The organism is Sphingobacterium phlebotomi (assembly GCF_008180195.1).
Classification (GTDB): Bacteria; Bacteroidota; Bacteroidia; order Sphingobacteriales; family Sphingobacteriaceae; genus Sphingobacterium; species Sphingobacterium phlebotomi.
The window spans coordinates 490,616-505,362 of the sequence record NZ_VTAV01000001.1; the positions used below are offsets into that span (position 1 = coordinate 490,616).

A 14,747-nucleotide genomic window follows, 5' to 3' on the forward strand; every position below is an offset into this window, starting at 1 on the left:
CATGAAAGGTTTTAAAATATTAACATGCGCAGCGGCTGCCTCACTGATATTATTAGGTGGAAGTTGTAATAAGGATTTTTTAGATAGAAATCCGGAAAATAGTGTGTCTGGCGAAATTTTTTGGAAAAGTCAGGCTGATGTGGAAACAGCCTTGGCAGGTGTATATTACCGTCTGCAGGAGAATTTTTTGGGATACGAGCGGGTATATATGGATGCATTGACTGATAATGCATTTCCAGATCCGGGAAATAATACACAGTCCAATTTAGGAGCCATGACGATTGGTGCGATTTCACCAGGCTTGAACGGTGTCTTGGAAAACTTATATAATACACCTTACAGGTTGATATCCAGCACGAATTATTTTTTGGATAATATTGATAAAGCCGGCTTGGGTGAACAGACCGCGAATATATATAAAGCGGAGGTCCGGTTCCTCCGTGCGCTGGCTTATTTTGATTTGGTACAATCTTTTGGTGGTGTCGTGATCTATCGTAATTTCTTATCGAAATTAGAGGATGCTCGTATCGCCAAGTCATCTGAAGAAGAAGTGTATGCTTTCATTCACGAAGACTTAGATTTTGCTATAGAACACTTGCCGAAAGCTGCTTATAGTGGTCATGCGGTTAAAGGGAGTGCGCAAGGTATCAAAGCACGTGTTTATATGACGCAGCAAAACTGGTCTGTAGCCCGTATGATTTTAGAAGAAATTATTACAGATAATATCTTCGCTTTAGCGGATAGTTACGATGATCTATTCACGACTACCGGACAAGGGAAAGCGTCCGTAAACCGTGAAATCATGTTCGCAACCCAGTACTTAAGCCCCAATAGTGTACATCGTCTTACTCCGGGAGCAGGAGGGTTAGATATTGAGCTGGGGTGGTATGCCTTGATGCAACCCTATAAAAATCTAGTGGACGATTATGAAATGAAGGATGGTAAACGCCCAGCCGAATCGGATTTATATGATGCGAATAAACCTTATGAAAACAGAGATCCCAGACTTTATGCTACTGTACGGCTTCCCGGCGATGTGTGGACGAATCCAGTTACGGGGGAAATATGGGATGCTACATATAATACCTATACTGGTTTCCATACGAAGAAATGGGTGGATTTAAGACGCGTTCCTATTACCACTGCTACGGCAGCACAATCAGATCAAGACTATATACACCTTCGTTACGCTGATATTTTGTTGATGTATGCGGAAGCCGTCAACGAGCTAGATGGACCGGTAGATGTGGTCTACAATCAGCTTAATGCAGTACGTGGAAGAACCGGTGTGAATTTACCCGAAGTGGATCGATCAAAATATGATTCAAAAGATAAACTACGGGATTATATCCGCCATGAACGACGTATCGAGTTTGCGTTGGAAGGGCATCGCTATAATGATTTAAAACGTTGGAAAATAGCGCATACGCTATTGCCTATGTTGAAAAATCCTTCTGGGGTATCGTATGTATTTAGAGAGCATAACTATCGATTGCCGTTTAGTATCACAGAACTGGATAACAACCCGCAACTGACGCAGAACGATGGCTATAATTAATTTTTCGTACTGATAAAAAAACAATAATTTTAATACATGAAGAAAGAGAAAATCCAACTGAAAGGGATTACATGGGGGCATACGAGAGGATTTGTGCCGATGGTTGCGACAGCGCAACGTTATGAGGAATTACACCCGGAAATCGAAATCGTTTGGAAGAAGCGTACATTACAAGAGTTTGCGGATAAGTCGGTTACAGATTTAGCGATGGAATATGACTTGATGGTTATCGACCACCCGTGGACAGGACACGCAGCTGCACAAAAAATGGTGATTCCTTTTGATGATTTTCTTCCAGAGACGTTTTTGGAAGATCAACGGGAAAACAGTGTCGGAGAATCGTATGCGAGCTATAACTTTGAAGGAAAACAGTGGGCACTACCTATTGACGCCGCGACACCTGTGGCAGCAAGCCGCCCGGATATTTTGCAAGAATTGGACGTTTTACTTCCCCGTACCTTTGACGACCTTTTAGCACTGGCGCAAAAAGGACGTGTTGGATTTTCTTTGTTACCCATTGATGTATTAATGAGTTTTTACATGTTCTGCTGTTCATCGGGGGAAGTTCCTTGTCAGAACGATGAACAGGTCGTGCGCGAGGAAACTGGAGTGCGCGTATTAAAACTTTTTAAATCGCTTGCCGACCATATCGACGAACGTTTTTATGCCAAAAATCCGTTTAAGGTATTTGAAGACATGACCCAGCATGACGAGATTGCTTATTGTCCGTTTGCATATGGTTACTCCAACTATTCCAGACAGGGATATGCACGGAAACTGTTGCATTTTCATGATTTGGTAGCTTTGAAAGCAGGAGATGAACCAATGACAAGCACGTTGGGCGGCGCGGGTTTAGCTGTCTCTTCGCAGAGCAAACATATCGATGTTGCGGTAGATTATGCCCGTTTTGTAGCATCGCCCGAAATACAGGAAACCTTATATGTGGAAAATGGTGGGCAGCCGGGACATTTACGTGCGTGGAAAAACACGCAGGTCAATGCCTTAACGGCAAATTACTTTGTCAATACACTACCTGCTTTGGAGCGCGCATACCTACGTCCGAGATATGATGGACATCTCCATTTCCAAGATCACGCCGGAGATGTCGTGGTTCATTACTTGAAAAATGGTGGAGATGAAAGAGCCGTATTGGCGGAATTGAATACGATGTATCGGGAATCATTAGCGTGGGAAGGAGTCCATGGATAATAAACCTTTAGCTGGATTATTGGTTTTGGAATTCTCCCAATTCATGGCAGGACCCACCGCAGGATTACGTTTAGCGGATCTGGGCGCCCGTGTCGTTAAAATTGAACGTCCCGTTAAGGGTGAAGGAGGACGCCAGATTGCCATTAAAAATATTTTTGTCGATGAGAGCAGTTTGGTGTTTCATACGATAAACCGAAATAAGGAATCGTACGCGGCTGATCTAAAGAATGAACAGGACCTAGCGGATATCAGCGCATTGATAAAAAAAGCAGATGTCATTACGCATAATTTCCGACCCGGTGTGATGGAAAAAATCGGACTGGACTACGAAAGTGTGAAAGTGCTTAATCCAAAGATTATCTATGCTACGGTAACGGGCTACGGAAACGAAGGGCCTTGGGCCAAAAAGCCGGGACAGGATTTATTGGTACAATCGCTTTCTGGACTTTCCTGGCTATCGGGAAGTGATAAAGATGGTCCGGTGCCTTTTGGTCTGGCGGTCGTGGATATGTATTGTGCTACCCACCTCACCCAGGGAATACTGGCGGCGTTGTTAAAACGTTCGCAAACAGGACAAAGTGTTCTGGTAGAGGTGAGTTTGTTGGAATCAGCTTTGGATATGCAGTTTGAGGTGTTGACTACTCATTTTAATGACGGAAAGAAACTACCCCAACGATCAGGTGTTCGCGGTGGAGGGCATGCGTATTTAAGTGCACCTTACGGATTATATAAAACAGCGGATGGATATTTGGCGTTGGCGATGGGCGATGTGCAAAAAATAGCCAGCACGATCGGGCTACCCGGTGAGCGGTATCAAGATGCATCTGTTTGGTTTTCGCAAAGAGACCAGATATTGGCTAATCTTGGAGAGGTGTTGTGTCGGAAGCGTACGGATGAATGGGTGAAGCTATTGGAGGCCGTAGGAATTTGGTGCGGACCAGTGCAGGATTACCAGACTTTTTTACAGGAAGATGGTTTTGCACAGACAGCGATGTTGCAAGAAGTTCGCTTGCAAGATGGAACAGCGCTGCAGACCACCCGTAGCGTATATGGTATTGATGGGCAGTATTTGTACGGGGATAAACCGGCGCCGAAAGTAGGGCAGGATAATAAAACGATTGTGGAAGATTATTTAAGAAGTTAATATGTTGCCGTTAGCAGGTTTTACAGTAATAGATTTTAGTCAATTCCTATCGGGACCATTGGCAAGCCTTCGCTTGGCAGATCTCGGTGCCCGGGTTATCAAGATAGAGAAGCCTGGAACAGGCGATATATGTCGGCAGTTATATACATCGGAGACCGTTTTAAATGGTACATCCACAGTTTTTCATGCGATCAACCGCAATAAGGAAAGCATCGTACTCGATATGAAAAACGACGCCGATTGCCGTGTGATTCGTGATTTGCTCGCGAAAGCCGATGTGGTCATGCATAATTTCCGTCCGGGTGTGATGGAACGTTTGGGATTTGATTATACGCGTGTGCGGGAAATCAACCCTACGGTGATTTACGGAGAGATTTCGGGTTATGGTAAAGAGGGCGTTTGGGTGGGCAGACCCGGACAGGATCTGTTGTTGCAATCCCTCACGGGCATGACCTGGCTGAGTGGCGATGCGAAGAACGGACCTGTTCCTATGGGACTATCCATCGTGGATATGTTTGCCGGAGCGAACCTATGTAGCGGTATACTAGCTTGTTTATATCGCCGTGCTATACAGAAAATGGGTGCACACGTCCATATCAGTATGCTTGACTCCGCCGTCGATATACAGTTTGAAACGGTAACGACCTATTTTAGGGACGGTCAGTTGTTACCGCAACGTAGCGAAGTGAGTAATGCCCACGCGTATTTAGCGGCACCGTATGGTGTGTATCGAACGAAAGACGGCTTTTTGGCTTTGGCGATGGGATCGATTCCATTTTTAGGAAAACTGTTGAACTGTCCGGCATTGGAAGATTATGCGGACGGTGAACAGGCATTTAAAGAACGGGACGCCATCAAAACGATTTTGACACAACATCTGGCGAGCGAACCGACGTCCCACTGGCTTGGCATTTTGGAAGCCGCTGACATATGGTGCGCGGATGTGCTGGACTGGAACCGATTGACGGCACATGACGGCTTTAAAGTATTGGATATGGTACAGAAAGTCGCTATGGGAGATGGATTCACGTATGAAACAACGCGCTGTCCTATCCGCATAGACGGCGAATTGCTAACATCCACAAAGGGCTCGCCGAAATTAGGGGAGCATACAGAAAAAATATGGGAGGAGTTATATGGATAAGTTACGTTTTGCTGTTCGGAAATTTGATCCTTTTGAAAGCGCGTTGGAAAAGTGTTGGGAAGCTTATCAAAATCAGTATCCTTCGGATGTACAAATGGAATTTGTACCGTTGGATTTGGAACAATTAACGGATACGTTCTTTGAAACGGACAGCCTTCATAATGGTGATTGGGATATCGTGCATATCAATACCGATTGGATAACCCGTGCTTATGATACGCAGGGTTTGCTTGCATTAAATGATTTCCTGCAAGCAAACCCGCCGGAAGATTACGATAACGCCTGGTCGGATAGCTTAACCAGCTTGCAAAATTTTGACGGGCGTATATATGGACTTCCTTTTCATGATGGGCCGGAGTGCCTAGTTGTACGGAAAGATTTATTTGAACAGGAGGAAGAGCAAATCCGTTTTCGCGAGCGTTATGGAAAAGCATTGGAATTCCCGAAAACCTGGGATGATTTTTTGACTGTTGCCGAATTCTTTACCCGGCCGGAGGAAAATCTATACGGTACTGTATTTGCCGGATACCCCGACGGTCATAATGCCGTATTTGACTTTTGTATACAACTATGGTCCCGGGGAGGTGAACTTTCCCATGGCGATAAAGCTGTTAATCTAGACCAGCCTATAGCCGTGGAAGCGTTGGATTTCTATAGAGCTTTGTTTCGAAATCAATCCAGTCTGCACCCAAAATCGGTTACTTACGAATCCGTGCAGGCTGGTCAGGCTTTTGCCCGAGGAGAAGTGGCGATGATGGTCAACTGGTTTGGTTTTGCATCATGGGCACAGATCGATGGTGCATCGGCGGTCAAGGGGAAAGTGGATGTTGCGCCCATTCCGACAGCTATAAAGGGTATGCCGCCCTCGTTGAATGTCTATTGGTTGTATGCTATTGCGCAGGGCAGCCGTCACCAGGCATTAGCATACGATTTTATTCGATTTGCCGTGAGCAAGGCAAACGATAAGTCGTTGACTATGGAAGGTGGTGTAGGATGTCGTTACTCGACATGGCATGATGTCGAAATCAATCAATCTATTCCTTTTTATAACAAACTTGCTCAACTGCACCAAACGGCACGTACATTGCCGAGATTGTCCCACTGGACGGAGATTGCACATATCATAGATGATACCGTCACGGCTGCGATTCAAAGCGAAGAAAGCAGTTTGTCCTTGTTGACAGAAGCACAACAAAAGATAAATACATGGATATGATACCTATTAACTATCAAACAGTATTGCCGAAATCTTCGTTGCCTATTGTTATTGTTGGCGCAGGTGGTATTGTAAAAGATGCCCATCTGCCCGCTTATCGTAAGGCCGGTTTTGAGGTGCATGGCATTGTGAACCGAACGAAAGCGAAGGCAGAAGCTTTGGCGCAGGAGTTTGGTATTCCATATGTCTACGATTCGGTAGCCGATTCGGTAGCACAAGCACCGGAAAATGCGGTGTACGACATTACGATTATGCCCAATAAATTTATCGAAACCTTGGAGGCCTTGCCTGATGGTGCAGCCGTTTTGATTCAAAAACCCATGGGCGATTATTATCCTGAAAGCGAAGCTATTTTGGAGGTTTGCCAACGGAAAGGTTTAGTGGCGGCGATCAATTGCCAACTTCGTCAAGCGCCATTCGTTAACGCCGCACGTTGGCTCATCGAACAGGGGTATATGGGTGAGGTTTATGATATGGAGGTACGTGTAAACTTACATACACCTTGGCAACTGTTTCCCCATGTGATGGTACATCCACGTTTAGAAATTCTGTATCATAGTGTGCATTATATTGATTTGATCCGCTCGTTTTTGGGGAATCCACACTCGGTATATGCGAAGACATTGAAGCACCCAGCAAAAGATCTATCGTCGAGCCGAACGACACTTTTATTTGATTATGGCGATACATTACACGCCGTTGTCAATACCAATCACGATCATGATTTCGGGCCAAAACACCAAGAAAGCTATATTAAATGGGAAGGGACAAAAGGTGCCATAAAAGCTACGATGGGCGTATTAATGGACTATCCGCATGGTGTCCCTGATGTATTTGAATATTGCATTAAACCAACAGACGGAAGTGCACCACAATGGGTGAAATATCCGATCGAAGGCACCTGGTTTCCCGATGCATTCATTGGGAGCATGGGAAGTTTAATGCGCTATAAACTTGGCGAAATAACCGTGCTGCCCGCAGCTGTAGAGGATGTTATCCATACCATGGCGGTCGTGGAAGCCGCCTATAAGAGCAGCGAAGCCGGTGGTCAACCAATCGATTATAAAGTTTAACTTTCTAACTCATAAAAACAAACATCATGCATTTTGAATCTATTTTTTTTGAAGACTATATATTAGAAGATAAGCGGACGACATTAGGTCGAACCATTACGGAAACCGATTTTGTGGTTCATGCAGGGCACACAGGCGACTTCTTTCCGCACCATATGGATGCCGAATGGTGTAAAACACAGCCGTTCGGGCAGCGGATTGCACACGGCACGATGATATTTGCGATTGGCATTGGACTCACTGCGTCGATCATCAATCCCGAAGCATTTTCCAAAGGCTACGACCGCTTGCGGTTTGTGAAACCTGTATTTATTGGTGACACGATACATGCGGAAGTGACGATTTCCGAAAAGTCGGACGCGAAAAAGCCTGAATTTGGAACTGTCGTGGAACATGTAAAAATGATAAATCAGCATGGGGAGGTGGTTTTGGTAGCAGATCATATTTTGCTTGCTAAACGTAAGGAGATAACAACTCAATCTATTTAACTCATGGAAATTGGCACAAAAGACAATATCACATTAACCAATGGAGAGTCTAAAAGTTATCTATTTCCTTTTATTCTAATTGTCAGTTTGTTTTTTTTATGGGGGATGGCGCACAATCTAAATGGCGTTTTGATTCCGCATTTGAAAAAAGCCTGTCAGTTGGATAACAGTCAATCCGCTTTAGTAGACACCTCTATTTTTCTGGCGTATTTTATCATGGCGCTCCCCGCAGGTTATCTCCTCCGCAGATGGGGTTATAAGTTATCCATTATTATGGGATTGATCGCTTTTGCGGTAGGGGCGTTCCTGTTCATCCCTGCGGCAGATTACCGCATGTATGAATTGTTTTTACTGGCTTTGTTTATAATTGGATGCGGTTTGGCGGTGTTGGAAACAGCAGCTAATCCGTATGCCGCTATTTTGGGTAAGCCGGAAGCGGCTACACATCGTCTTAATCTCGCGGCGTCATTCAACGGTTTGGCGGCGATGGTGGCACCGATTATAGGAACCATGTTTATTTTATCTGGTAAAAGTTATTCCGAAACGGAGCTGAATGCCATGGTGGAGGTCGAACGGACGGCGTATCTGATGGAAGAAGCATCATCCGTCAAAACACCCTATTTAGTGCTGGGCTTGATCTTGCTGCTCGTGGCCGTCGTATTTATGTTTGTGAAGCTGCCAGAGATAAAAGAAAGTGGCACCGAGGACGAAACGGGTAAAAAACGTAGTTTTTTTGCCGTGCTTCGTCATAAACATCTAGCCTTTGCCGTCATCGCGCAGTTTTTCTATGTCGGTGCACAAGTTTGCGTGACGAGCTTTTTTATCCGTATGGCGCAGCAGGGAGCCGGTGTAGATGAAAAAACAGCGGGCTACTATTTGGGCATATATGGATTGCTTTTTATGGCGGGAAGATTTGTAGGAACATTCCTGTTACGCTATACAACAGCAAATCGCTTATTGGCCTTGTATGCCTTGGTTTGCGCAGTATTGGCCGCGACAGCGGTACTGGGGTCCGGTATAGTGGTCTTGTATGCATTAGGTGGTTTAGGATTTTTTATGTCAATTATGTTTCCGACCATTTTTTCGTTAGGCATTAGTGGCTTGGGCGAAGAGACAAAGCAAGCTTCTTCCTGGTTGATCATGGCTATCGTTGGGGGAGCGATCTTCCCTTATATGACGGGCGGTATTATAGACATCTCGAATGACAATACGCAGATGGGGTATATCGTGCCCTTTGTATGCTATGTGGTTATTCTTTGGTTTGCACAAAAAGGATATAAACCTGCCCATCTGTAAAGGGTGTGGCAACATAATATAATAGCTGGAGAAAATATTATAAGGTCTCGGCTTACTTTTAAGGTATGTTTGTAATTGGTGCTAAATGTGCCAAAAATAACGGTATTGCATCTAGTCAACGTTGTGACAAGCTGTAATGCCTTATACGATATTAGCATGAATACGTTTCAACCATTATAAAGAATAGGATGAAGAAATTAATTTTAGTTGTAGGCTGTTTAGTTGCAACAGTCACATCATTTGCGCAACAGGCGAGTACCTGGATTTGGTACCCGGGAGATTTTGAGGTGTGGCTCAGTAATGATATGCAAAACCGTAGAACAGAGCGAGGTACCTTCTTTCCGCCTTTTTGGAAGATGGACAGCCATTATGTACTTGTCGAATTCAACAAGCAATTTGATTTGCCGGAAGCCGATGAAATCACGATACACGCCGAAGGAAAATATAATGTAAAAGTGAACGGCAAGATGTTGCCCGGCATGCCTTCCAACGTAAAATTGGAAAAGGGAAAGCAACAGATCAATATCAAAGTATATAACCAAGCGCATGTACCGGCGCTATTTGTGACCGGCAAATACGTGCATACCGATAAAGATTGGTTGGTGACATTTGAAGATAAAGAATGGATTGATGAAACGGGAAAAGCTTCTGACCAATCGGGAACCACGTATGTCAAAGCAGGCTATTGGAATATGGATAATCCAAACGAAAAACCATCCCAATTTAAGCTGCCTACGCGACCGGAACAAGCGGTGCGTAAAATTGCGCATGACAAAGGTTTTCTGATTGATTTTGGGAAGAATACATTTGGTTTTTTAACACTGCACCAATTACAGGGACAAGGAAAGCTGTCGATTTATTATGGCGAATCGAAAGAAGAAGCGTTGGCAACAACGACTTGTGAAACGCTGGATATATTGGAAGTTGCACAATCTGCGGCAAGAGATAGCACCTTGGAGCTTTCCAAAGCATTTCAATATGTCTATATAGAACCTCAGGGAAACGTACAGTTTGACGAAGTTTCGATGCAATATGAATATTTGCCTGTCGAAGATAGGGGCATGTTTCGCAGTTCCGATGAAGAGTTGAATAAGATATGGGATGTTGCGAAATATACGATGGAACTGACGTCACGCGAGTTTTATATTGACGGTATCAAACGCGACCGTTGGATATGGAGTGGCGATGCCTACCAGTCGTACGCCATGAACTATTATTTGGGTTTTGATTCCGAGACCGTGAAACGTACTATTCTAGCATTACGTGGCAAAGAACCCACCATCACACATATCAACACCATTATGGATTATACGTTCTATTGGTTTTTGAGCATATACGACTATTACCGCTATACAGGTGACAGGGAGTTTATCGAATCCGTATATCCGAGAATGCAGACGCTGATGGAGTTTTGCCTGGGTAGAAGAAATAAGGATGGTTTGATGGAAGGTTTATCTGGAGACTGGGTATTTATCGATTGGGCGGAAGGGTTGAGTAAAAAAGGAGAGGTCAGTTTTGAGCAATTGCTGCTATGCCGTAGTCTAGAGACGATGGCGTTATGTGCAGATTTGCTGCAAATCCCGGAAGACAAAAGTTTTTATGCGAAAGAAGCCGACGCGTTAAAGCAGAAATTCTTCGATTTTTACTGGAACGACCAGAAAACCGCTTTTGTCCATAGCCGCATCGACGGAAAGCAAACGGATGAAGTGACGCGTTACACCAACATGTTTGCGATCTTTTTCGATTACCTATCCGCAGAACAACAGCAAGGCGTCAAAAAGAATGTGTTGCTGAATGATAATATCAAAAAGATCATGACACCCTATATGCGTTATTACGAACTGGAAGCGCTTTGTGCATTGGGCGAGAAAGATTATGTGATGGACGAGATTAAAAGCTATTGGGGTGGTATGCTTAAATTGGGAGCCATCACCTTTTGGGAAGAATATAACCCCGAAAAACAAGGTGCAGAACACTACACCATGTATGGCCGGGAGTTTGGCAAGAGTCTTTGTCACTCCTGGGGTGCAAGTCCAATCTATTTGTTAGGTAAATATTATTTAGGCGTAGAGCCGACGTCCGCGGGATACGAAACGTATACGATCGCACCTTACCTGGCTTCGCAGGAATGGATGGAAGGAAAAGTGCCGACACCGGCAGGCGAAATTGAACTTCATGTTTCCAAAAGCAAAATCAAAGTGAAATCACCGATTGGAAAGGGAACATTGAAAATTAACAGCACATCGTTGCCCCGGACAAACCACGGGAAAGTAAAGAAGGTATCTGAAAATACGTATACACTGGAATTGGAAAAAGGAATTGATTATGAAGTGGAATATAAAGGGTAGTGCTTTAGGCTTGTTATGGTTGCTGTCGTTCGCGTACGTACAAGGGCAAACCGTCGATGGCAAACCTGCCGTGATTCCGCCTGTTCCAGATGGGAAGATAGCGTCTGCTTGGGAAGACCCTACGATAACGGCAATTAACAGGGAGCCGGCACGTGCTACTGCATATTCCTATGCTTCAATAGCGGAAGCGCTTCAAAACGAACGCGAAACAAATAAACGTTTGTTATTCTTGAATGGTGAATGGAATTTTAAATTTGCTATCAAGCCGGCTGATGCACCGAAGGATTTTCATTTGACGGAAGTAACCGGTTGGGACAAGATTGCTGTACCGTCTAATTGGGAGATGAAAGGGTACGACATCCCCATCTATCGTTCTGCCGTATATCCATTTCTACCGATCGACCCACCGCGTATACCGACAGATTATAATGCCGTCGGTTCGTATCAACGGACGTTTGATTTACCCGTAGATTGGGATGGCATGAATGTCACCTTACATTTTGGTGCCGTTTCTTCCGCCTATCATTTATGGATAAACGATCAATATGCCGGATATGCAGAAGACTCACATCTGCCTTCCGAGTTTAACGCCACACCTTATCTGAAGCCCGGAAAGAACCGGATTTCGGTGCAGGTCATCCGGTGGAGTGATGCCTCCTATTTAGAAGATCAAGACCACTGGCGGATGAGCGGTATACATCGTGATGTATTCTTAATGGCGGAACCCAAAGTCCGGATTGCCGATTTCCATTGGCAAGCTACCTTAGATTCCGCGTATCGCGATGCCAAATTCTCGTTAAGACCAAAGATTGATAATTTTTCCGGCGATAGCATCAACGGGTTTACGGTGAAAGCACAGCTTTATGATGAAGAGGATAACCCACTTTTGCCTCAAGAGCTACAACGAGATGCGGGAGAGATTTTTGACGAGATTTATCCCCGACTGGATAATGTGAAATTTGGATTATTAGAAACAAACATTAGCAATCCCAAGAAATGGTCGGCAGAGGAGCCTAACTTATACCGACTGGTTATTACCTTGTATGATAAGCAAGGGCAATTGTGGGAGGCCAAGAGTTGTAACGTGGGCTTCCGAAGTATCGAAATTTCGAAAGAAACCGGTGCCTTTTTGGTCAATGGTAAACCGACGAAACTCTATGGTGTCAATAGGCATGACCATCATCCGGAACGCGGGAAAGCGTTAACACGGGAAGATATGGAAGCCGATATCCGACAGATTAAACAGTTTAATTTCAATGCAATACGTACGTCGCATTATCCAAACGACCCGTATGTTTATGAGCTTTGTGATCGCTATGGTATCATGGTGATGGATGAGGCGAACCTGGAAACACATGGGCTAGGCGGAAAGTTGATGAACGACCCAGCTTGGTTAGCCGCACATATGGAGCGTATTACACGCTTAGTGGAGCGCGACAAGAATCACCCCTCCGTTGTCATTTGGTCGCTCGGTAACGAATCGGGTCGTGGCCCTACTACCGCGGCAATGGCGGCCTGGGTGCATGATTTTGATATCACGCGCCCGCTGCATTATGAACCGGCTATGGGAAGTCATCAATTGCCGGGCTATATCGATCCTTCTGATCCACGGTATCCTAAGTCAAATGCACATGCCTATCGGTTACAGAATATCAAGGACCAATATTATGTCGATATCGTGTCGCGGTTTTATCCCGGTATTTTTACACCGCAATTGCTGTTGGAACAGGATAACGACGATAACCGTCCGATTCTGTTTGTGGAATATTCCCATTCAATGGGAAACTCTACCGGAAATATGAAAGACTTCTGGGATATTTTTCGCTCCCATCCCCGTTTAATCGGTGGTTTTATCTGGGATTATAAAGACCAGGCACTCGTACGGCAAGATTCGATATATGGTAAAGTCCTGGCGTATGGAGGCGACTTTGGCGAGAAAATCCATAACGGCGCGTTCAGTTTGAACGGTATCGTGGATGCCTGGAACCGTCCGAAAGCGGCCATGTACGATAATAAAAGAATTTATCAACCGGCGGAGGTTATCCTGTTGGATGCGAAAACAGCACGAATTAAGATAAAGAACCGGGCAGTGGAACGTAATCTGAATCACTACCAACCCGTCATGCTTACCCGAGAGAATGGGGAGGTGGTGAAAGAAGTGAAATTGCCTAGTATTGATTTGGTAGCGGGCGACTCTATAGACATGGATTTGCTTTCGTATATCCCGGTAAAGCCGAAGAAAGAAAAAGAATATCAACTGGATATACAATTTCGTTTAAAGGCGGACGAACTTTGGGCGTCTGAAGGTTTTGTAGTTTCTTCCTCACAGGTGCGATGGCAGGAGTTGGGAACCGTAATGAAACCGTTGAAATCTGCTGGAAAATTCTTAAAAGTAGAAGAAAATGAGACGGAATACCGCGTTACAGGGACAGCATTTGAAGCCGTTTTTGCCAAATCTTCTGGCGCGTTACAACGATTGGTCTACGAAGGTCAGGAAATTATCAACGGAGCGGTATTGCCGAATTTCGTACGGCCTGCAACAGAGAACGACCGTCGGGGATGGAAACCGGATCGAAAACTGAAGTATTGGTATAACGAGACAAAATTAGTCAGCATGAGCATGCGAAAAGAGGCGGATGCGGTACATATACAGTCGCATTATGCGTTACCGGGCGATTCGGCTAATGTGACCGTCAATTATGCCGTCAAGCAACACGGTATCGTGTCTGTCAACTACCAGCTAACGGTAAAAGACGGTTTACCAAATATACCTAAAGTCGGCTTACAGCTAGGCATCAACCCTACGTTCGAACAAATTCAATATTATGGATTGGGCTTTATGGAAAATTACCCTGATCGGGCTTATGGATTTGACCTTGGGGTATATGCGATGGATATCGATGAATTTATGGAACCATATTTAGTTCCACAGGAAAACGGTAATCGGATGGATGTGCGGTGGTTTCAACTGCATCATAAGAAGCAAGGTGGTCTTTTGGTTATGGGCGATCAGCTGTTGTACATCAGTGCATGGCCCTATTCCCAAAAAGCAATAGAAGAAAATAAGCATTGGTTTAAGCTCAAAAAGGAAGATAAAATAACGTTGAACGTGGATTTGAAGCAGATGGGGGTAGGCGGGAACGACAGTTGGACAGCTGTTTCGGCACCATTGGAAAAATACCAAGTGCCTGCAAAAAATTATAGCTATTCGTTTCATCTGATACCGATGGGTGGAAAAGCAGATGTAAAACAATATATACAGTAGAGGCAA

At 44.6% G+C, this 14,747-nt stretch carries 10 protein-coding genes; all 10 read left to right on the forward strand.

The features are described from left to right. Window position 1 precedes the first annotated feature (1 nt). The 10 genes from FXV77_RS01745 (at window position 2) to FXV77_RS01790 (ending at window position 14,741) form a co-directional block, all read left to right on the forward strand. Window positions 2–1,558, forward strand: coding sequence for a RagB/SusD family nutrient uptake outer membrane protein (locus FXV77_RS01745; protein ID WP_148917496.1), 1,557 nt, complete (start codon window positions 2–4; stop codon window positions 1,556–1,558). A gap of 36 nt (window positions 1,559–1,594) precedes the next feature. Further along, window positions 1,595–2,767: an ABC transporter substrate-binding protein gene (locus tag FXV77_RS01750; RefSeq protein ID WP_148917497.1), complete on the forward strand. Its 1,173-nt coding sequence runs from the start codon at window positions 1,595–1,597 to the stop codon at window positions 2,765–2,767. Then, window positions 2,760–3,911 (forward strand): CaiB/BaiF CoA transferase family protein, encoded by a 1,152-nt coding sequence (locus FXV77_RS01755; RefSeq protein WP_148917498.1) that lies wholly within the window; start codon window positions 2,760–2,762, stop codon window positions 3,909–3,911. Before FXV77_RS01750 ends, FXV77_RS01755 begins: the two co-directional genes overlap by 8 nt. A 1-nt stretch (window position 3,912) precedes the next feature. Next, on the forward strand, window positions 3,913–5,055 hold the full coding sequence (locus FXV77_RS01760; protein ID WP_148917499.1) for a CaiB/BaiF CoA transferase family protein: 1,143 nt from the start codon (window positions 3,913–3,915) through the stop codon (window positions 5,053–5,055). After that, window positions 5,048–6,271 carry an extracellular solute-binding protein gene (locus tag FXV77_RS01765; protein WP_148917500.1) on the forward strand — a complete coding sequence of 408 codons (1,224 nt, stop codon included), beginning with the start codon at window positions 5,048–5,050 and terminating at the stop codon, window positions 6,269–6,271. The genes FXV77_RS01760 and FXV77_RS01765 overlap by 8 nt, the downstream gene beginning before the upstream one ends. Further along, window positions 6,268–7,344, forward strand: a complete 1,077-nt coding sequence (locus FXV77_RS01770; protein WP_246162156.1) for a Gfo/Idh/MocA family protein — start codon at window positions 6,268–6,270, stop codon at window positions 7,342–7,344. The genes FXV77_RS01765 and FXV77_RS01770 overlap by 4 nt, the downstream gene beginning before the upstream one ends. A 26-nt stretch (window positions 7,345–7,370) precedes the next feature. Then, on the forward strand, window positions 7,371–7,832 hold the full coding sequence (locus tag FXV77_RS01775) for a MaoC/PaaZ C-terminal domain-containing protein (protein ID WP_148917501.1): 462 nt from the start codon (window positions 7,371–7,373) through the stop codon (window positions 7,830–7,832). Window positions 7,833–7,835: 3 nt separating this feature from the next. After that, entirely contained in the window at window positions 7,836–9,128 is a 1,293-nt protein-coding gene (gene fucP, locus FXV77_RS01780) for an L-fucose:H+ symporter permease (RefSeq protein WP_148917502.1), read from the forward strand. A gap of 188 nt (window positions 9,129–9,316) precedes the next feature. Next, on the forward strand, window positions 9,317–11,476 hold the full coding sequence (locus FXV77_RS01785; protein WP_148917503.1) for an alpha-L-rhamnosidase-related protein: 2,160 nt from the start codon (window positions 9,317–9,319) through the stop codon (window positions 11,474–11,476). Then, on the forward strand, window positions 11,454–14,741 hold the full coding sequence (locus FXV77_RS01790; RefSeq protein WP_148917504.1) for a glycoside hydrolase family 2 TIM barrel-domain containing protein: 3,288 nt from the start codon (window positions 11,454–11,456) through the stop codon (window positions 14,739–14,741). Before FXV77_RS01785 ends, FXV77_RS01790 begins: the two co-directional genes overlap by 23 nt. Window positions 14,742–14,747: the final 6 nt, after the last annotated feature.